Raw genomic sequence first — 19,792 nt, 5'->3', positions numbered from 1 at the left:
GAATCCAGGAACTTAATGTGGAATGAATCATAAAGCGAAGGGCGGGCAAGGTAAAAGTTACCACGTGAATATAAATGAAGGATAAATAAGCCAGGCTTATATGTCGTTCTGAATTTCAGAATATTGATGTTTACCACCGCAGAAATAAAACCATAACTCATTAATTAATAACAATATTGTATTTAATATTATTAAATGGTGAATTTCACAATGAGCAAAAAAATTAAAAAATATATGATTTTTTTTATCTCTTTTTATGAAATTATTACCTAAATATTAATATAAAGCAGAAAAATGAATCCAGATCAATTGACCGACCATGTTGTAACACGTATTATGCTCTCCCCTTCAAAGAAACATCTAAGCTTCATACCGTTAACCTTTAAAAAACAATTAAACATTAACGTTTACATCCACAGCTTATACCTATTCTGTTCAATTTTTTAGCTCAATGAAAAGCAACCATCAGTAATATCTGTCTGCTTAACAATGGCTCTTATAGATATGCATCTAGTCAATAATAGTATTTGAAATTAGTACCTTTTTATCATCATCCCTCTCAAACATAACAAAGTGATGAATGCAAACTACCACTCTCCAATACGTTTACAAGATGAAATCAACACACTTATCCACAGTTTTTGTGGATAACTAAGTTAAACACTGGTCAAATCTACTATTCTAAAAATCAAGCATTATTTTATAAGCATCTGGGAGCAATTTTGTAAAATGAAAGCCCTCCACATAACCACTATAAAAAAACCAGCATAACGCTGGCTTTTCTTTAGTAGAATATTGTCTGATGTATTAACAGCTATATTCCATCATAAATTGAATATCTTGCCCTTCCTCAAAATAAACAGGCTCAACGCCATACTGGAATAGCTTTAATGGCTTACCATTTGCTGTGTGGTAGCTTAACTCTCTATCTAATAACTGCAGCCATGTTCCTTCTGGAATCCCCACAACCGGCTCATGCTTATTCACTTCTAAAAACTCTTGAATACGCTCATCACGGGTTTCTCCCATATGACCTTCAACCGACGCTTCTAGATAATGCGGGTTTATTTGGAAAGGAACAAAGTTAAGTGAGCTTAGCACTGCACTGGTGACAATCGGCATATCGTTAGTGGTACGAATAGTTGGGCAACCAATATTGGTACCTGCACTCCAACCAATATAGGGAATACCTTTCGCTAATACCGCCTTACGTAACGGTCCAACTAAACCTAAGTCATGAAGTTTTTTATTTAAAACCCATGTATTACCACCACTTACAATAATTCCTTCAGCTTCCTCAATGGCTTTAACTGGATCGGCTGCTTGATGAATACCTGTTGCAACACAATCAATACCTAAACGATCAAATGTCGCTTGTACCATCGCCACACGATCATCATGACTCGATCGAATCACAGCATAAGGAATAACAAGAAAATGTTTAGCGCCAGTTCGCTTAACTTGCTCAACAATTGCATCACCCGCAAATTCCATTACATGGGTATTACCTGCAATTTTACCGTTACTCAATAATAAAATATCCATCACATCTATCCTATGCTCATTCAATGATGCCATCATCTCACACGATGATCACAAGTGCCCTTACATAAAACGAGGTTTAAAACGGCTTTACAAGCTATCCAAACATATTTTGCGAAAACTTAACTCATCATCACAAGCTTTCTGACTAAGGCATACAGTCAAATAACAATTAATAAACACAAAACCAAAAACTGATAACTTCTGCGTCATATGCAGTGGGTGTTTTTTGATCGCACAGCTAAACAAAGCCGTAGTAACTAAATTAAAAACTTATATTTCATGATCTATCTTTATGAAAAACACAATAATCACTAAAACCCTACACCACAGGAGTTGTTATAACGGCAACAAAATCAGATAATGTTTAGATCTCTTTTAATAATAATGAAGCCGGTATGACTGAATACCTCCTATTACTTATTGGTACTGTGTTGGTTAACAACTTTGTACTCGTTAAATTTTTAGGCTTATGTCCATTTATGGGCGTATCTAAAAAATTAGAAACAGCTATTGGAATGGGCTTAGCAACCACTTTTGTGCTGACGCTTGCTTCTGTTTGTGCTTATCTTGTTGAAACTTACATTTTGGATCCATTAGGGATTCAGTACCTACGCACACTAAGCTTTATTCTAGTCATTGCCGTTGTTGTGCAATTCACAGAAATGGTCGTACATAAAACAAGCCCAACGCTTTATCGTTTATTAGGTATTTTCTTACCACTTATCACCACTAACTGTGCGGTGTTAGGTGTCGCCTTATTAAACGTAAATGAGCGTCATAACTTTATTGAATCCGTTATTTATGGTTTTGGTGCTGCAGTGGGTTTCTCACTTGTGCTTGTTTTATTTGCTTCTATGCGTGAACGCATTGCTGCCGCTGATGTACCTGAGCCATTCAAAGGCGCATCCATTGCGATGATCACCGCAGGGCTAATGTCTCTTGCATTTATGGGCTTTACTGGATTGGTGAAATTGTAATGAGTGGGATCCTTATCGCAGTCATTGCCATCGTTATTCTGGCTGCCATTTTCGGACTAATTCTTGGGTTTGCTTCGGTTAAATTTAAAGTTGAAGCCGATCCTATTGTTGAACAAATCGACAGTATTCTTCCGCAAACCCAATGTGGTCAATGTGGCTATCCTGGCTGTCGCCCTTACGCAGAAGCGATTGCCAATGGCGATGTGATCAATAAGTGTCCTCCTGGCGGTCAAGTTACTATTGAAAAATTAGCTGACTTGATGGGTGTTGATGTTCCTGATTCTACCCAAGGTACAGAAGAAAACATTAAAAAAGTCGCATTTATTCATGAAGATATGTGCATTGGCTGTACTAAATGTATTCAAGCGTGCCCTGTCGATGCCATTGTTGGCGGCACTAAATCTATGCATACGGTTATCAAAGACGAATGTACAGGTTGCGATCTCTGTGTTGCTCCCTGCCCTACTGACTGTATCGAAATGATCCCAGTTAAAGAAACGCCTGATAATTGGAAATGGCAACTAAACCAAATTCCAATCGTAAATATCAGTGATGCACCGAGTACAGAAAAGGTAGAGTCGTAGTTATGCTATCTATCATTGAGCAAATTAAACAAGGTAAGTTGTGGGATTTCCACGGCGGTATTCATCCCGCTGAAAATAAAAAAATCTCAAATCAAGCACCTATCGTTAGTGCTGGCATTCCACAAGAACTCGTTTTACCACTTAAGCAGCATATTGGTTCTAAAGGTGACATTATTGTTGCTGTTGGTGACAAAGTACAAAAAGGTCAAGCTCTAACACAAGGTGACATTGCAATGTGTGTCCCTGTTCATGCGCCTACATCTGGTACAGTAATAGCCATTGAACAACGTACGACTGCTCACCCTTCAGGTTTAAGCGATTTATGTATCGTTCTTCACCCAGATCACACCGATACTTGGGGAGAGAAAAAAACCTATGCCGATTATCAAGATCGTGATCCCGCAGAACTGATCGAAACAATCCGTTTGAGTGGTATCGCTGGATTAGGTGGTGCTGGTTTCCCTACCGCAAGAAAACTTCAAGGCGGTTTAGGTAATGTTGATATTTTAATTATCAACGCGGCTGAGTGTGAGCCATATATTACTGCCGATGACCGACTCATGCGCGATTATGCTGAAGAAGTGATCGAAGGGGTTCGTATTCTTCGCCATATTATTAGCCCAAAGCTAACAATCATCGGTATTGAAGATAACAAACCTGAAGCGATTAAAGCCCTTGAGCAGCATGTCACCGAAGCAGACAACATTCTGATACGTGTTGTACCAACAAAATATCCATCAGGTAGCTCAAAGCAGTTAGTTAAAATTTTAACAGGCAGAGAAGTACCAAGTCAGTCACGTTCAACTTCTGTTGGCGTTATCATGCAAAACATAGGTACTGCTTTTGCAATTAAACGCGCCATTATCGACGGTGAACCACTAATTGAGCGTGTTGTTACGCTAACCGGTGAAGCCTTTAAGAAACGTGGTAATGTTTTTGCTATGTTAGGTACGCCGATTGCCTACTTGTTAGATAAGTTTGGTTATAAAGCCGATAAAAAACATCCTCGTGTGATCATTGGTGGATCGTTAATGGGATTTACACTCCCACATTCCAATGTACCGATCACCAAAATAACAAACTGTATTTTGGCACCAAAACGCAAAGAACTCCCATTACATACCTATGAAATGGCATGTATCCGTTGTTCTGCTTGTGCGGATGTTTGCCCATCATCATTGCTCCCACAGCAATTACAATGGTACGCCAAGGATCAAAATTACGACAAGTGTGAAGAATATAATCTGCAAGATTGTATTGAGTGCGGTGCTTGTGCATATGTCTGTCCAAGTGAGATCCCTCTTGTTCAGTACTATCGCCAAGCAAAAGCTGAGATCTGGGCACGTAGCCAAGATGAAATGAATGCAGAACGAGCTCGCCAACGCTTTGAAGCCAAACAAGCACGCATGGAACGTGATAAGGCTGAACGTGAAAACCGCTTTAAAAAAGCGGCTGATTCTCGTCGTGATGAAATGGCGAAAACTGGGGGTGATGATGCAGTCGCTGCCGCTATTGCCCGCGTAAAAGCCAAACAAGCAGCAGCCGCTAAAGCAGATACAGCAGAAGTGAAACCGGCTGTTGCAGCAGCGATTGCAAAAGCAAAAGCAAAACAAGCAGCTTCAGCACAAGGTGCAACTTCAGAAAGCCTGCCAGATAACAGTGAAATGGCGAAATTACGTGAAGAGCGTAAGCGTCAAGCTCGTGAACGTAAGGCTGAAAAAGAAGCTACAGCAAATAACCAAACCGCTGCTGAAAATGACAGTAAAAAAGATGCTGTCGCAGCTGCCGTCGCCCGCGCTAAAGCAAGAAAAGCCGCACAACAAACAGAAGCACAAGCGGAATCAACACCAGAATCTGAAGTTGAAGCTGAAAACGTTGATCCGAAAAAAGCCGCTGTTGCTGCTGCCGTCGCTCGTGCTAAAGCAAGAAAAGCCGCACAACAAACAGAAGCACAAGCGGAATCAACACCAGAATCTATAGTTGAAGCTGAAAACGTTGATCCGAAAAAAGCCGCTGTTGCTGCTGCCGTCGCTCGTGCTAAAGCAAGAAAAGCCGCACAACAAGCAGAGACACAAGCAGAATCAGCTCCTGAACCTGTAGTTGAAGCTGAAAACGTTGATCCGAAAAAAGCCGCTGTTGCTGCTGCCGTCGCTCGTGCTAAAGCAAGAAAAGCTGCACAACAAACAGACTCACAAGCTGAATCAGCACCAGAATCTGAAGTTGAAGCTGAAAACGTTGATCCGAAAAAAGCCGCTGTTGCTGCTGCCGTGGCTCGCGCTAAAGCAAGAAAAGCCGCACAACAAGCAGAGGCACAAGCTGAATCAGCACCTGAACCTGTAGTTGAAGCTGAAAACGTTGATCCGAAAAAAGCCGCTGTTGCTGCTGCCGTCGCTCGTGCTAAAGCAAGAAAAGCCGCACAACAAACAGAAGCACAAGCAGAATCAGCACCAGAATCTATAGTTGAAGCTGAAAACGTTGATCCGAAAAAAGCCGCTGTTGCTGCTGCCGTCGCTCGTGCTAAAGCAAGAAAAGCCGCACAACAAACAGAAGCACAAGCAGAATCAGCACCTGAACCTGTAGTTGAAGCTGAAAACGTTGATCCGAAAAAAGCCGCTGTTGCTGCTGCCGTCGCTCGCGCTAAAGCAAGAAAAGCGGCACAACAAGCCGCCAAAGAACAACAAAACATTGAGGAAGATTAACCGTGGCGTTTAATATTGCCAGTTCACCCCATGACCATAACCGCCGAAGCACCAGCGCTATTATGCGTACAGTTATATTATGCTCGGTATTTGGCGTTATTGCTCAATGCTACTTCTTTGGTTTCGGTACTCTGATCCAAATTGTATTAGCATCTATTTCTGCAATCATATTTGAAGCGATTATTGTAAAACTGCGTAAACGTCCTGTTGTACCTTATTTAAGAGATAATACAGCTCTGCTTACTGGCGTATTAATTGGTTTATCAATCCCACCATTAGCACCTTGGTGGTTAACTGTTATTGGTGTTTTCTTTGCGATAGTCATTGCAAAACACCTTTATGGCGGTATGGGACAAAACCTCTTTAACCCCGCGATGATTGCTTATGTCGTACTGCTCATTTCATTCCCAGTACAGATGACAACCTGGTTACCACCAGCATCATTGAGTGCACAACCAGCTAACTTTATGGATAGTATTTATGCAATCTTTACTGGCTTTACTCAAGATGGATTTAGTGTTCCACAACTGAAAATGTCAGTTGATGGTTACACGATGGCAACACCGCTAGATACACTAAAAACAGCGTTACACACAGGGTTTACAACGGCTGAAACAATGACAAAACCTGTTTACGGCGCGATTGCAGGTATTGGCTGGGAGTGGATTAACATGGGCTTCCTTGTTGGTGGTTTAATCTTATTAAAGCTTCGTGTTATTCAATGGCATATCCCTGTTGCTATGCTAACGTCACTATTTGTGATCAGTAGCCTTGTTTACATTGTTCATCCTGATACGACTGGCTCTCCGTTGTTGCACCTATTCTCAGGTGCAACCATGTTAGGTGCTTTCTTTATTGCCACCGATCCAGTAACAGCATCAACGACGGTAAAAGGCCGTTTAATTTTTGGTGGCTTTATCGGTGTCATGATTTATCTGATCCGCACATGGGGTGGCTTCCCAGATGGCGTTGCCTTTGCCGTTTTACTGGGTAACTTATGTGTACCACTTATTGATTACTACACTCGTCCTCGTACTTACGGGCACTAATTAAGAGAGCAGCCATGTTTAATGCAATGAAAAAAAACGGTGCTATTCTTGCCACTTTTGCGTGTTTAGCGACAGCGCTAGTAGCCCTGACGAACTACCTAACAGAAGATCGTATAGCAGAGCAGCAGCGGGTACAGTTACTGGATACTCTAAACCAAGTGATTCCCGTAGCAAGCCACGATAACTTACTCTACAAAAGTTGTACTTTAGTAAGAGATCATAAGCGTTTAGGTACATTGGCTCAGATGCCTGCTTATATCGCTAAAAAAGATAATAAGCCTGTTGGTGTGGCAATTGAAGGGATTGCCCCTGACGGTTATAGCGGCGCAATTAAAATTATTGTTGGTTTAGACATGAATGGCGTGATCACTGGCGTTCGTGTATTACAACAAAACGAAACTCCAGGATTGGGTGATAAAATTGAAACCACTGTTAGTAACTGGATTTACAGCTTTAATGGTAAGCGGGTAAATGGTGATAACGACCCATCATTTAAAGTACGTAAAGATGGTGGTGAATTTGATCAATTCACAGGTGCGACCATAACACCGCGAGCCGTCGTCAAAGCAGTAAAAAATATTTCGTTATACTGGGATCAAAACCAGGATAAAATCATCAACCAACCACTTGATTGTGCAGGTGAGTGATATGACAACTAATAAAGAGTTAATGGCAAATGGCTTATGGCTAAATAACCCGACCATTGTTCAGCTTCTCGGCCTATGCCCTTTACTTGCCGTTTCATCAACGGTGACAAATGCTTTAGGTTTGGGGCTTGCGACGACTTTAGTACTGATAGGCTCAAACTTAATTGTGTCTTTAATTCGTCACTGGGTACCCTCTGAGATCCGTATTCCAGTGTTTGTAATGATCATTGCCTCACTCGTAACCTGCGTACAGTTATTGATGAATGCCTTTACTTTTGGTTTATACAAATCATTAGGGATCTTCATCGCCTTGATTGTAACCAACTGTATTATCATTGGTCGCGCTGAAGCCTTTGCCTCTAAAAATGCACCATTACCAGCAGTACTCGATGGTTTATGGATGGGGTTAGGCATGACATCTGCGCTATTCATTCTGGGCGCAATGCGAGAACTATTGAGCAAAGGAACCTTATTTGATGGTGCTGATCGCCTACTAGGTAGCTGGGCATCAGTTTTACGAATCCAAGTATTCCATTTTGATTCAGGGTTCTTGCTTGCAATGTTACCACCGGGTGCCTTTCTTGGTGTCGGTTTGATGATTGCGGCCAAAAATGTGATTGATAAACGCCGTCAACAAAAACAGCCTAAAGAAGCATCAAAGCCAACGGTTGAACGTGCTCGCGTCACTAGCGTAGACTAAAGATCAAACCCAATAAGTATCATACTTATTGGGTTTCTTTTTATTACATATCGCGACAAAATAATGGAATAGTAAAATGCTTAATTGCAACGACAGATGCTCACTCTGTCACTCCCTACTTATATTGCAATAAGCCTTATTTGGAATAGAAAATGAATAATCAAAAACGCGTCCAAATTCTTGAACGTTTACGCGCTGAAAACCCACACCCGGAAACAGAGCTTCATTGGAGCACGCCTTTCGAGTTATTGATTTCGGTATTACTCTCAGCTCAAGCTACCGATGTCAGCGTAAATAAAGCAACCGACAAGCTTTATCCTGTTGCTAATACCCCTCAAGCTATTTACGACTTAGGCGTTGACGGCGTTAAAGAATATATAAAAACCATTGGGTTATTTAATTCTAAAGCAGAAAATGTCATTAAAACCTGCCGTATTCTCTTAGATAAACATAATGGCGAGATCCCAGAAAACCGAGAAGCATTAGAAGCACTACCAGGGGTTGGTCGAAAGACCGCAAATGTTGTTTTAAATACGGCATTTGGATGGCCGACAGTTGCAGTGGATACTCACATCTTCCGAGTTTGTAATCGAACTAAATTTGCCATGGGGAAAAACGTCGACCAAGTTGAAGAGAAACTCTTAAAGGTTGTGCCAAAAGAATTTAAAGTTGATGTTCACCATTGGTTAATTTTACACGGACGCTATACCTGCATTGCAAGAAAACCGCGCTGTGGCAGCTGCCTAATCGAGGACCTCTGTGAGTATAAAGATAAGGTAGACATCTGATTAATAACAAATTTAATTCAATAAAAAAGGAGCTTAATCGCTCCTTTTCACTGCTATCATCAGCAATTAAAGTGGTTCACAGTTTACTTTAAAACCGTATGCTTTACGCTTTTCTGCCATTTGTTTTGCGCCTTCACCCAACTTGGTAAACATCTCATTACGTTCTTCTACTGAGGGTTTATCAGTACTCGCATCAATCGCTTGTTGCAGTTCCACGCGCGCTTTATCTTTATCATCCATCAAATAACTATTTTGTGCTAAAGCAATATAAGCCAAACTCCGGCCTAATGGTGTTGCGGTATGGCCTAAGGCTTCTAACTCTGCAGTTGCACCAGATTCACAGGCTTCTAGCTTACCAATCGCTTTTGCGACAGGTGCTAAATCAGCGCTCACTACTTCTTTTAATACTTTTTTTGTCGTCTCATTCGCTGCTTTTTCAGTCAATTTACCCACACTGAAAATCCCCACACCTACTGCAACTAATACAACAACAGCTATTAAAACAACTTTATTCATAACGAAAATCCTTATCTAAACAATGTAAATCATAACCAAAAACCATAAATTCTTTGTTAACTAATCATCAAATTCATAATTTCACAGCTAAAAATTCATTAATATCCATACAAAACAGCGGTTGATAATGATAATAGTTATCATTAGTATCTAGTTGACGTTTTTTACTAGGTATAATTTATGAAACATCTATTCCCAAAACTACCCTATGGCTTTAATGCACTAGAACCTTATCTTGATGCAAAAACTGTTGAGATCCACTATAGCAAACACCATAGAGGTTATTTTGATAAGTTTATCGCTGCAATTGAAAATACAGATCTTACTGACCAGCCCATTGAGACCATTTTAAGCAATATATCTCAATACCCTGCAGCAGTGCGTAATAATGGCGGTGGTTTCTATAATCACAACCTCTATTGGCAATGTATGTCACCCGAAGGCGTTCGCCATCCATCAGGTTTGCTTGCAGAAGCAATTAATGCCCATTTTGAAAGTTTTGCTAAGTTTAAAGAGACATTTTCAACATTAGCTGCCAATCATTTTGGTGCCGGATTTATTTGGCTCTCTGTCGTGGATGGACGACTCGAGATCTCAGCAACGCCGAACCAAGACAACCCGTTAATGGATACAGTAACAGTACAAGGGACTCCAATTCTTGCGCTTGATGTATGGGAACATGCTTACTACTTGAGTTACCAAAACGTCCGTCCTGATTACATTGACGCATGGTGGCACTTAGTCGATTGGGAACAAGTTGAGATGAACTACCTTAGCGCGTTACAGGCTTTCTAACCGCAAAACACTACCACTTACAAAGGATAATGACATGGATATTTCAGAGTGGGAAAGACACACCTTAATGGCTGATGATGCTAAGACTAACAATAACCCTTTGATGTCTATTGTTCATTATCAACTCGCGCTATCTATTGCTCAGGAAATCACGGCAGATTCAACTGACACCGAGCAACTAACGGATCTCTTAACGATGAAAGTCGTTTCTTGCCATAACATGGCTAATTTTTGGCGACAACATGGCGATCCAGACTACGAGTTAAAGTATTTACAACTTGCCTCTGAACAAGTTATTGCATTGATCCCACAGTGTAAACAAACGCAATGCCACAGCTATATAAATTCTTTGGGGTGTTGCCAATCTGCATTGATTAGCTTTTTAAAACGACATCCTAACCCTGCTATTGCGAATCAAGTTAAAGCCATTAACAACTATTCAAGTTGTGAGCTCATCGCTTCCTTTAAACTGCATTAATAAAAAATAAGGCTCGTTACATCATTCAATAATAACGAGCCCCATCCCATCCAGTTTTCCATTACTAATTAATAAATCGGACTTTGTCCTAATGAAATCACAACTCGACGATTTAAGTTTCGTCCGATAGGGGTTGAGTTATCAGCAATAGGACGCCGCTTACCGTATGCTTCCACTTGAACACGCTCGGCAGGTAACCCTAATGATTGAAAATATTGACGTAGTTTTTCCGCTCGTCGTTCTGACATCTCTTGGCTTTCCGTAGTACCAGCAATAGAGTCATTAAACGCAGCAACTAAAACCAAATCAATATCGTCAGAATAGCGAACAAAGTCGGCAATTTGAGCAAGACGTTGTTGTGATATTTTATTTAATGTGTCGCTATTTTCACTATAGTGGAGGACAGAAAATGCGATATCTTCAAATCCATAAGGTAATAACTTACTCAGACATTGGCTAAATGATTGATAACCTTTTTGAAACGCAACGGCAGATAATCCAACCTCTAATGAGCGATTTTGTCGCTGCCAATCTTGATACATAAATGTAGGATTTCGCCCATCTTCTAATTCAGCAAGCATATTCCACACCGTTTTCCCTTGAATATAGCCATCAAACTGCTTAAAGAATTTAAGTCTTGTCATGGTATTTGCTGAATCACCAGGCATCCAACGAGCAGGCATCGAAGTTAGACGGACGTTTCGTGTTTCTCCCATCGGACGATACATTTTTAATTCAAAGGCAACAGATTGTTTTTTACTGGAACGTGCTACGAACTCACCGTCACCGTAACCCGGTATATGATGTGACAAACGACACTCTAGCGGCGTATCAACAATAACATTCCACTGTGACTGATTAGGTGATGCGATATATTGCTTCCCCGCCCAACTTGGCAATGAAGACAATAAAATCAATATATACAATGACCTAGGCCATTTTTTAAAAATAAGAAATGTCATTATCCAAATGTCTTAATCTAACTTCTCGAAATATAAAGGCTGACTTTTAATTGATACAAATTAATCCTCTCTTTATATCGACCATAACATCCTTTGCTTTAACGATTCAGAACCCGTTTCACATTAAGCAAAAAGAGACAGGCCATTTTTGTTTATACATCAGATCAAATTGGTATCAAGGAATGGATCTGACATAATAGCCCATTCCTTTATTTTGACAGCAGTGTTATGAGCCAAGATAACGAATTCAACACATTAAAAAGTCGCTTTCGCGGCTACTTTCCCGTCGTCATTGATGTAGAAACCGCGGGATTTAACGCTAAAACAGATGCATTACTTGAAATCTGTGCCGTTACATTACAAATGGATGAAGATGGATGGCTAAAGCCAGCAACAACAATCCACTTCCATGTATCTCCTTTTGAAGGCGCGATTTTACATAAAGAAGCGTTGGATTTTAATGGGATCCGTGATCCTTTTAGTCCATTACGTGGTGCAGTATCTGAAGAGCACGCTTTAAAAGAAATCTATAAGCAGATCCGTAAAGAACAAAAAGCCTCTGATTGTTCTCGCGCCATTATGGTTGCGCACAATGCAACGTTTGATCACAGCTTTGTTATGGCGGCATCTGAGCGTGCAAAATTAAAGCGTAATCCTTTCCACCCGTTTGCAACGTTTGATACCGCCGCATTAAGTGGGCTTGCATTTGGTCAAACGGTATTAGCGAAAGCATGTCAAACAGCAAATATCCCATTTGACAATCGTGAAGCACATTCTGCGCTGTATGATACAGAACGTACCGCTGAGCTATTTTGTGAAATAGTTAACAAATGGAAAAAGTTAGGTGGCTGGCCTTTAATGGCACCTCAAACAGAAGACATGGATAGCAACTAAATCTATCGCCCATCTAAACCGCAAAATTCTCCTCTAAGCTCATATTTTTATGAGCTTTTTTTTTATGCTTTTTTTATTTATAGATTTTTAAATTAAACGTTTTAAACGCTCAATTTAAAAATATGTTAAATACATGAAATTAGCATTAATTTTCACGTAACATTTAGTTAACATAAATGAAATCCGGTCTTATACTCACTCTTGTACTTAATCTTTGTTTTTCCTTTCAGGGACGAATAAGAAGCTAAATAACAACATATAGAGAGGCAGTATAATGTCCGTAAAAAAACGTTATCTCACCATTGCCGTAACCACTGCATTATTTTCAACGCAGGCTTACTCGGCTGGTTTCCAAGTTTCAGAACAATCTGCAACGGGTTTAGGGCGTGCATTTGCAGGTGAAGCTGCTATTGCTGATAACCCTGGTGTTCTTGCACGTAACCCTGCAAGCATGACAAAGTTCGATAAAATGGCTATTTCTGCACAAGGAAGTCTTGTTTTACCTAATATTGATGTCACTGCACATGATGCCCCAGCAGGTGAACAAACAGCCGAAGATGTCGCACCTCTGGCATTTGTACCTTCAACTTACTTTGTTCAACCACTGAATGATCGTTTGTCTTGGGGGATGTCTTTATTCTCTAATTACGGGGTTACAACCGATTACCCTGATGATTTTTATGACGGCACATCCGCAGGTAAAACCTCACTGCTCACCATAAACTTAAACCCAAGTGTTGCCTATAAACTCAATGACCAATGGAGTATCGGTGTTGGTGTTAGTGCTGTTTATGCACATGCTGAGCTTTACCGCCATTACGGTAAGAATGCACTACCGTTTTATCCTGCAATAAAACCCAGCGACAAAACCATTAATATGGAAGGAGAGACATGGGCATTTGGCTGGAATATAGGCACGCTATTTGAAATTGATGAGAATAACCGTTTTGGCTTAGCTTACCGTTCACAAGTTGACCTTGATTTTGACGGTGACTTTACTGATTACTCAGGACAAGTTCTCGGTGCCAATCGCCGTGGTTCAACCATCGACGCAAAACTTGCAGCCCCCCTCCCTGCTACCGCTGAGTTTTCAGGCTTTCACCAACTCAATAACCAATTCGCTTTGCACTACAGTATATTTTGGACCCAATGGAGTAAATTCACTGAGCTAAAAGCGACCAGCAGTGAATGTAATTTTGGGGGACAACTACCCGGTGTCTGCTTATTGAAAGAAGAAAAATATGACGATGCATTCCGCTGGGCTATTGGTAGTACATACAATCTTAATCCACAAATCACGTTACGTGCTGGCTTTGCTTACGATGAGCAAGGCGGTAAAGCAACATTGAGTATTCCAGATACTGACCGCTTCTGGTACTCAGCAGGAGCAAGCTATAAATACAGCGACCAATTGAGTTTTGATCTAGGCGTTAGTTATGTCTACGGCAAAGACGGCACATTTACTGAAGCAGGTGATAGCTTCACCGCAACCAGCGATGCTTTCATCGGTGCCGCGCAAGCTAATTACACTTTTTAACCCAAGACTGAACTAAGAATTGAAAGTAAGGAATACTATGAACAAGCATTTTTTATCGATCATTATAGCTGCTAGCTTGGGACTAACAGGATGTGGTGGCGACAGCAAAACAACGGGCGCCCCTACGATTGATCCCGATACTGCTGACAGCCTAAATGCAGAAACAAAAGTCAACTTTGATATTATCTCAAATCCAAGCTCGCCAGTTATTGTCACGCCGACCTATTTAGCGATGGATAGCTATGATGGCACTATTGCGACAGATGGTAGTAACCTGACAAGTGATAATGAACAAAATAGTGAATACCTCACGGACATTAGTAACCCATCCGTAGCATTAGGTAAAATTGACGGTTGGGGGACATTAGAACCGATTACTATTAACTTCACTGGTAATAACCTTACAACAGAGCCATCTCCAGATAGTTTTGTGATGATTGAATCTTTTGATCCAACATCAACAACAGACTCAACTGCACCTTCGACCTTAGAATATGGTATTGACTATGTGGTTTCAACTCAGGGTTCATCCTTAGTTATTTCACTCTTAAAGCCTCTAAAATCATCATCTAATTATATGTTTGCTGTAACAAACTCTCTTAAAGATGAAAAAGGAATGGCTGTTGGAACATCTGGAAGTTATGCGGTATTGAAAGCTAGTGGGACACCTCCCTCTCCAGCGCTAATACCAGCACAAACAATCACTCACGCTACAGAAAATACAATTACATCCACAACAGGAGTAAATAAAGATAAGATAATTTTCTCTACATGGTTTACAACAGAATCAGTTGGCGACGGGTTATATGCAGCTAAAGCCGCTATCGCTTTATCAGCAGAAGCTGTTGCTTCAACTACAAGTGCTACTGGTCCAGGAAATGCATCTTCACTTTGGGGAAGTGATATCAATACAACTTCACTATTTAGCTTTACGATGCCTACCCTCGATACATCATTTGATACACTATTTAATTCAGGTGTAAAAAAATATACTGGTAGTGTAAAACTGCCTTATTTTCTTGGTGCTAATACCACCCCTGATGAGTTCCTCACACAGACATGGAAAAGTGCAACGCCTAGTCTCGCTAAAATATTAAATGTGATTAGTCGACAAGACACAACCAGTGCTATTTTATTAGCCCAACTTGCTGAACTTAATATTACCGCTGAAGAGTTAGCATATTTAGCAGAAAACCCACAAGATAACGCTGCGCAATTATCCATAATTCAAAAACTACTCAATACAAAGCTCTATTTGGATCAAGATAAAACTCAGCAACTTGACGCTGAGCGTCTAATTACTAAGTTCAGTCCAGCCCCACAACTAAGGTCAGTGGCAGATGTTCCCTACAACTTATACATGCCAGCAACAACTGCTAACTGTAGTGATCCATCAAATATTCCAGTGAGCATTTTTGGTCATGGCTTTACCAGCAACAATGATAGTGTTGATTATTACTCAGCAGTTACATTAGCTTCAAATTGCCAAGCCATAATTAGCATAGACCTGCCACTTCATGGTGATAGATGGAATCCTGCGTTTGGCGATGACAGTGTTCAAAGTCTTGCTTATATGAACCTTCAACGTCTTCCTGTAGCAAGAGATAATATTCGTCAATCAGTTTCTGATTTAATGAGTTTACGTGCCGCGCTTGGCCTGCTATTCGGTACTAAAGCAAAGCTTTCTCAACCTGATATTGATGGTCTTTATGGTGAGTTAGGAAAATTATCTTTAGTTAATGACTCAAAGTCTGGTGTTGGGTATCTTGGTGTTTCACTTGGCGGTATCGTTGGTATTGCTTATACCGCAACAATGGAAAAACCAGTATTACCTGATAATCCTGAAAAAGAAGCGATGTTATTTGGTGTAACTCGAAGTCATGTTGATGTTCCAGGTGGTGGAATAGCTTACTTTTTATTCAACTCAGATGAGTTTGGCGGTACGATTCAATCAAGTCTAAAATCTAGCGAGGGCTATACAGCCTTTAAAGAAAGTAGCTGTGAAAATTTAGATGAGAACACATGCGATAAGATATTTTTCAATACTTTTGCGTATGCTGCTCAAAGCGTCCTTGATACAACAGATCCCGCTAACTTAATCAACGATATTTCAACTACTCCAGTTTATTTATCCATGGCACAAGGAGATACTGTTATTCCTAATGGGCCATTTGGCAGTGATAAAGTATTAGCATCCCAAGTCGCAGGTACCATACCTATGATTCAATATGGTGGTTTTAATATTCTATCTGGAGAATCAACAGAAACTACTGGTAAGCGGGCTGTGCTTTATAAACAAGCCAATAGTTTTCATGGAGCACTACTAACCCCCCCACAAGGAAATTTAGAATCTTTTGCAGCATCAATTGCAGACATGCAGGCTAATTCAATATCGTTTTTATCTAATGGGTCATTACCTATTGCTGAGCCAAGCTTTATTTACCAGCTTGACTAGCTAATTGCAGTAACTCTTATAACCAAAGGCTAGCATGCTGCTAGCCTTTTTATTGCCTGATAATCCATTCTAGAACCTCCTTTTAAGTGATTTAAAATCATACAACCTCAATAAAATGTGCGGCAAAACACATTTTGTCCTCGACATGTGCAAAAAATTAAGCAAACTGATAAAAACGGTGTTATTTCACCCCTCTATTTCTGTGATTATGTACTCACTTTGAAACAGTCAAACTCGTGTAGTTCACAATTACCCAATAAAACGGATGGATCAAAGCTTTATGAACCCTGTAGTTATAGCGGTATGTATCATGCTGATACTCGCATTAATGCGAGTGAATGTGGTGGTCGCGCTAACCTTTAGTGCCATTGTTGGCGGCCTTATTGGTGGAATGTCTCTCACTGATGCGGTATCAGCCTTTGAAGGTGGTCTTGGTGGCGGTGCAACCACAGCGCTAAGTTATGCCATGCTCGGTACGTTTGCCGTTGCAATCTCACGCTCTGGTATTACTGATATCTTAGCACAAAAAGTGATCAAGAAAATCAGTGGGCATGATAACGCCGCGGCTGCAACGGGCGTCAAATACAGCGTTCTTATCATTCTAGTCTTACTTGCCATTTCTTCTCAGAACGTTATTCCGGTTCATATTGCTTTCATCCCAATTGTTATTCCGCCACTACTGCATGTCTTTGCCAAACTGAAGCTAGATCGTCGTCTAATTGCTTGTGTACTGACATTTGGTCTAGTTACGCCATACATGGTGCTACCTATTGGCTTCGGTGGTATTTTCTTAAATAACATCTTATTAAAAAACCTACACGATAACGGTTTAGATGTCGTAGCAAGTCAAGTACCTGTCGCAATGATCCTACCTGCATGTGGCATGCTATTTGGTTTACTTCTTGCAACCTTTGTCAGCTACCGTAAACCTCGCGAATATTCTGTTGAGAAAATTCTTGCCAGTGAGCCCGAGAAAAAAGAAATCGACATGCGTCATGTCTATGTCGCAGTTGCTGCTATTTTTGCTGCACTAGGCGCACAATTATACAGTGGCTCGATGATCATCGGTGGCCTTGTTGGCTTTATGGTGTTTACTTTCACGGGCGTCATTAAGTGGAAAGAAACCCATGATGTGTTTACCAAAGGTGTTCATATGATGGCGATGATCGGCTTTATTATGATTGCAGCAGCAGGGTTTGCAGCCGTCATGAAAGCAACTGGCGGGGTTGAAACCTTAGTGAATTCTCTTGAAGCTGTGATTGGTAATAACAAACCTCTTGCTTCACTGCTAATGCTGGTTGTGGGCTTATTAGTCACCATGGGGATCGGTTCTTCGTTCTCCACCATTCCAATTCTAGCCACAATTTACGTACCGCTTTGTCTATCGTTTGGTTTCTCACCAATGGCAACCATTGCGATAGTAGGTACTGCAGCGGCATTAGGTGATGCGGGCTCTCCAGCATCAGATTCAACCTTAGGTCCAACATCAGGTTTGAATGCGGATGGTCAGCACGATCATATTTGGGATTCGGTTGTACCAACATTCATCCACTATAACTTGCCATTAATTGGATTTGGTTGGTTAGCATCTATGGTGCTATAAGCCTTTCCTTAGCGACAAAAAAACCGCCAAATTTGGCGGTTTTTTATTGCCTAAAAGTGAAAGACTTCAAAATCATATCACCTTAAACAATTGGCGTTACAGAAGAATTACTCTGCTGAAGCTGCGTCGCGACGTGCTGCTGCTTCTTTAATTAGTGGCTGAAGCTCACCTTTTTGGAACATCTCAAGAATGATGTCACAACCACCGATCAACTCACCTTCAATCCATAATTGTGGGAATGTTGGCCACTGTGCGTAAATTGGAAGTTCTGCACGGATATCTGGATTTTGCAGAATATCAACGTATGCAAACTTTTCGCCACAGCCCATTAGCGCTTGAGACGCTTGAGATGAGAAACCACAGCTTGGTAGCTTAGGTGAACCTTTCATGTAAAGTAGAATTGGGTTTTCAGCGATCTGCTGCTTGATCTTGTCGATAGTTTCCATAGCTTCCTCGTACAACTTTAATAGTAATTACTTAAACCCTACCATTCTACTTGGTTATCGTCACCAATAAAAATACTTTCCCGCACCTAACCGACTGCTTTTAATCCAATCTTTAATCAGAGCATCATTTAACCTTTATAATTAAAAGGTTATTGACGATTCCTCTAACGAGGTATAGGGTATTTTTTTATAGCCAAGTCTTTTAATAAAGAAAAAACTTGCTAAAATAAAACGGTCAGATTCAAAAAATAAATTAAGTAAGCCTCGATGCTTACTGGAAGCAATAATGTCGTGGCAAACGCCACCAAACCAATATGGAGAATTGAGCAATGGCATTTGAATTACCAGCTCTACCTTTCGCAATGAACGCTCTTGAGCCACACATTTCTCAAGAAACTCTAGAGTACCACTACGGTAAGCACCACAACACTTACGTTGTTAAGCTTAACGGCCTTGTTGAAGGTACAGAGCTTGCTGAAAAGTCACTTGAAGACATCATTAAAACTTCAACTGGCGGTGTATTTAACAATGCGGCTCAAGTTTGGAACCACACGTTCTACTGGAACTGTTTAGCGCCTAACGCTGGCGGCGAACCGACAGGTGAAGTAGCAGCAGCAATCGAAAAAGCATTCGGTTCTTTCGCTGAGTTCAAAGCTAAATTCACAGATTCAGCAATCAACAACTTCGGTTCTTCTTGGACTTGGTTAGTGAAGAACGCTGACGGCTCTCTAGCTATCGTTAACACTTCTAACGCTGGTTGCCCAATCACAGAAGAAGGCGTAACACCGCTACTAACTGTTGATCTATGGGAACACGCTTACTACATCGACTACCGCAACCTACGTCCAAGCTACATGGATGGTTTCTGGTCACTAGTAAACTGGGATTTCGTTGCTAAAAACCTAGCAGCATAATTGCTCATAAAATAAGCGCAAACCCAAAATTAAAGCCGTAAATAGAAGCATCTATTTACGGTTTTTTTGTATCTGAATTCCTATCAGCTAAATTAGAAATATAACCGACATCCAAATAGATATGCGCCAAGATGCAATGATAAGCTAACCATTCACTGACAATTCATATGGCTATTTAATATAAATTAACTAAGATTGACACC

The 19,792-nt window shown here is 40.7% G+C and carries 18 protein-coding genes; 14 read left to right on the top strand and 4 right to left on the bottom strand.

All coding sequences use genetic code 11. The features are described from left to right. Positions 1-807: 807 nt before the first annotated feature. A complete protein-coding gene (gene pepE / locus C9J46_RS02085) occupies positions 808-1,545 on the bottom strand; it encodes a dipeptidase PepE (protein ID WP_107290493.1) in 738 nt (245 codons plus the stop codon). 395 nt (positions 1,546-1,940) lie between these two features. Here pepE and rsxA point away from each other — a divergent pair, with 395 nt between their 5' ends. From rsxA to nth, 7 genes are all read left to right on the top strand, one after another. Further along, a complete protein-coding gene (gene rsxA, locus C9J46_RS02080) occupies positions 1,941-2,522 on the top strand; it encodes an electron transport complex subunit RsxA (protein WP_045083337.1) in 582 nt (193 codons plus the stop codon). Further along, entirely contained in the window at positions 2,522-3,106 is a 585-nt protein-coding gene (gene rsxB / locus C9J46_RS02075; RefSeq protein ID WP_105059814.1) for an electron transport complex subunit RsxB, read from the top strand. The genes rsxA and rsxB overlap by 1 nt, the downstream gene beginning before the upstream one ends. 2 nt (positions 3,107-3,108) lie before the next feature. Next, positions 3,109-5,805, top strand: coding sequence for an electron transport complex subunit RsxC (gene rsxC / locus C9J46_RS02070; RefSeq protein ID WP_107290492.1), 2,697 nt, complete (start codon positions 3,109-3,111; stop codon positions 5,803-5,805). Positions 5,806-5,807: 2 nt separating this feature from the next. Then, entirely contained in the window at positions 5,808-6,854 is a 1,047-nt protein-coding gene (gene rsxD / locus C9J46_RS02065; RefSeq protein WP_107259673.1) for an electron transport complex subunit RsxD, read from the top strand. A 14-nt stretch (positions 6,855-6,868) separates the two neighbouring features. Continuing rightward, positions 6,869-7,501 (top strand): electron transport complex subunit RsxG, encoded by a 633-nt coding sequence (gene rsxG, locus C9J46_RS02060; protein ID WP_107206149.1) that lies wholly within the window; start codon positions 6,869-6,871, stop codon positions 7,499-7,501. Between the two features lies 1 nt (position 7,502). Further along, positions 7,503-8,201 (top strand): electron transport complex subunit E, encoded by a 699-nt coding sequence (locus C9J46_RS02055; protein ID WP_107206148.1) that lies wholly within the window; start codon positions 7,503-7,505, stop codon positions 8,199-8,201. Positions 8,202-8,353: 152 nt separating this feature from the next. Further along, entirely contained in the window at positions 8,354-8,989 is a 636-nt protein-coding gene (gene nth / locus C9J46_RS02050; protein WP_107290491.1) for an endonuclease III, read from the top strand. A gap of 66 nt (positions 8,990-9,055) precedes the next feature. Here nth and C9J46_RS02045 read toward each other — a convergent pair whose 3' ends face one another. Continuing rightward, the gene (locus tag C9J46_RS02045) at positions 9,056-9,505 is read right to left on the bottom strand and encodes a hypothetical protein (RefSeq protein WP_107290490.1); all 450 of its coding nucleotides are present in this window, start codon (positions 9,503-9,505) and stop codon (positions 9,056-9,058) included. A gap of 180 nt (positions 9,506-9,685) precedes the next feature. On the opposite strand from C9J46_RS02045, the gene C9J46_RS02040 reads away from it, so the two are divergent. Then, positions 9,686-10,300 (top strand): superoxide dismutase, encoded by a 615-nt coding sequence (locus C9J46_RS02040; RefSeq protein WP_107245884.1) that lies wholly within the window; start codon positions 9,686-9,688, stop codon positions 10,298-10,300. Positions 10,301-10,334: 34 nt separating this feature from the next. Then, positions 10,335-10,778: a DUF2753 family protein gene (locus C9J46_RS02035; protein ID WP_107206144.1), complete on the top strand. Its 444-nt coding sequence runs from the start codon at positions 10,335-10,337 to the stop codon at positions 10,776-10,778. A 68-nt stretch (positions 10,779-10,846) separates the two neighbouring features. On the opposite strand, the gene C9J46_RS02030 is transcribed toward C9J46_RS02035, so the two are convergent. Then, positions 10,847-11,740, bottom strand: a complete 894-nt coding sequence (locus C9J46_RS02030) for an OmpA family protein (protein ID WP_107290489.1) — start codon at positions 11,738-11,740, stop codon at positions 10,847-10,849. Positions 11,741-11,968: 228 nt separating this feature from the next. Between C9J46_RS02030 and rnt the strand changes: the two genes are divergently transcribed. The 4 genes from rnt (at position 11,969) to C9J46_RS02010 (ending at position 18,229) form a co-directional block, all read left to right on the top strand. Then, on the top strand, positions 11,969-12,634 hold the full coding sequence (gene rnt, locus C9J46_RS02025) for a ribonuclease T (RefSeq protein ID WP_107245882.1): 666 nt from the start codon (positions 11,969-11,971) through the stop codon (positions 12,632-12,634). 274 nt (positions 12,635-12,908) lie between these two features. Next, the gene (locus C9J46_RS02020) at positions 12,909-14,171 is read left to right on the top strand and encodes an outer membrane protein transport protein (protein WP_107290488.1); all 1,263 of its coding nucleotides are present in this window, start codon (positions 12,909-12,911) and stop codon (positions 14,169-14,171) included. 37 nt (positions 14,172-14,208) lie between these two features. Next, a complete protein-coding gene (locus C9J46_RS02015) occupies positions 14,209-16,626 on the top strand; it encodes a VolA/Pla-1 family phospholipase (RefSeq protein WP_107290487.1) in 2,418 nt (805 codons plus the stop codon). A 280-nt stretch (positions 16,627-16,906) separates the two neighbouring features. Beyond that, the gene (locus C9J46_RS02010) at positions 16,907-18,229 is read left to right on the top strand and encodes a Na+/H+ antiporter family protein (protein ID WP_107206139.1); all 1,323 of its coding nucleotides are present in this window, start codon (positions 16,907-16,909) and stop codon (positions 18,227-18,229) included. Positions 18,230-18,336: 107 nt separating this feature from the next. Here the strand turns inward: C9J46_RS02010 and C9J46_RS02005 are convergent, their stop codons facing one another. Beyond that, a complete protein-coding gene (locus tag C9J46_RS02005) occupies positions 18,337-18,675 on the bottom strand; it encodes a Grx4 family monothiol glutaredoxin (RefSeq protein ID WP_107206138.1) in 339 nt (112 codons plus the stop codon). Between the two features lie 329 nt (positions 18,676-19,004). On the opposite strand from C9J46_RS02005, the gene sodB reads away from it, so the two are divergent. Then, positions 19,005-19,589, top strand: a complete 585-nt coding sequence (gene sodB / locus C9J46_RS01995) for a superoxide dismutase [Fe] (protein ID WP_107206136.1) — start codon at positions 19,005-19,007, stop codon at positions 19,587-19,589. Positions 19,590-19,792 lie beyond the last annotated feature (203 nt).

It is taken from the genome of Photobacterium sp. GB-36 (assembly GCF_003026135.1).
Classification (GTDB): Bacteria; Pseudomonadota; Gammaproteobacteria; order Enterobacterales; family Vibrionaceae; genus Photobacterium.
This window is presented reverse-complemented; position numbering and strand designations above follow the sequence as displayed.

Coding starts and splice junctions, on each gene's coding strand:
- rsxG (WP_107206149.1), top strand. CDS start 6,869: ATGTTTAATGCAATGAAAAAAAACGGTGCTATTCTTGCCACTTTTGCG.
- C9J46_RS02010 (WP_107206139.1), top strand. CDS start 16,907: ATGAACCCTGTAGTTATAGCGGTATGTATCATGCTGATACTCGCATTA.
- C9J46_RS02045 (WP_107290490.1), bottom strand. CDS start 9,505: ATGAATAAAGTTGTTTTAATAGCTGTTGTTGTATTAGTTGCAGTAGGT.
- C9J46_RS02055 (WP_107206148.1), top strand. CDS start 7,503: ATGACAACTAATAAAGAGTTAATGGCAAATGGCTTATGGCTAAATAAC.
- pepE (WP_107290493.1), bottom strand. CDS start 1,545: ATGGATATTTTATTATTGAGTAACGGTAAAATTGCAGGTAATACCCAT.
- rsxA (WP_045083337.1), top strand. CDS start 1,941: ATGACTGAATACCTCCTATTACTTATTGGTACTGTGTTGGTTAACAAC.
- rsxB (WP_105059814.1), top strand. CDS start 2,522: ATGAGTGGGATCCTTATCGCAGTCATTGCCATCGTTATTCTGGCTGCC.
- C9J46_RS02020 (WP_107290488.1), top strand. CDS start 12,909: ATGTCCGTAAAAAAACGTTATCTCACCATTGCCGTAACCACTGCATTA.
- sodB (WP_107206136.1), top strand. CDS start 19,005: ATGGCATTTGAATTACCAGCTCTACCTTTCGCAATGAACGCTCTTGAG.
- rnt (WP_107245882.1), top strand. CDS start 11,969: ATGAGCCAAGATAACGAATTCAACACATTAAAAAGTCGCTTTCGCGGC.
- C9J46_RS02040 (WP_107245884.1), top strand. CDS start 9,686: ATGAAACATCTATTCCCAAAACTACCCTATGGCTTTAATGCACTAGAA.
- rsxC (WP_107290492.1), top strand. CDS start 3,109: ATGCTATCTATCATTGAGCAAATTAAACAAGGTAAGTTGTGGGATTTC.
- C9J46_RS02005 (WP_107206138.1), bottom strand. CDS start 18,675: ATGGAAACTATCGACAAGATCAAGCAGCAGATCGCTGAAAACCCAATT.
- C9J46_RS02035 (WP_107206144.1), top strand. CDS start 10,335: ATGGATATTTCAGAGTGGGAAAGACACACCTTAATGGCTGATGATGCT.
- nth (WP_107290491.1), top strand. CDS start 8,354: ATGAATAATCAAAAACGCGTCCAAATTCTTGAACGTTTACGCGCTGAA.
- C9J46_RS02015 (WP_107290487.1), top strand. CDS start 14,209: ATGAACAAGCATTTTTTATCGATCATTATAGCTGCTAGCTTGGGACTA.
- C9J46_RS02030 (WP_107290489.1), bottom strand. CDS start 11,740: ATGACATTTCTTATTTTTAAAAAATGGCCTAGGTCATTGTATATATTG.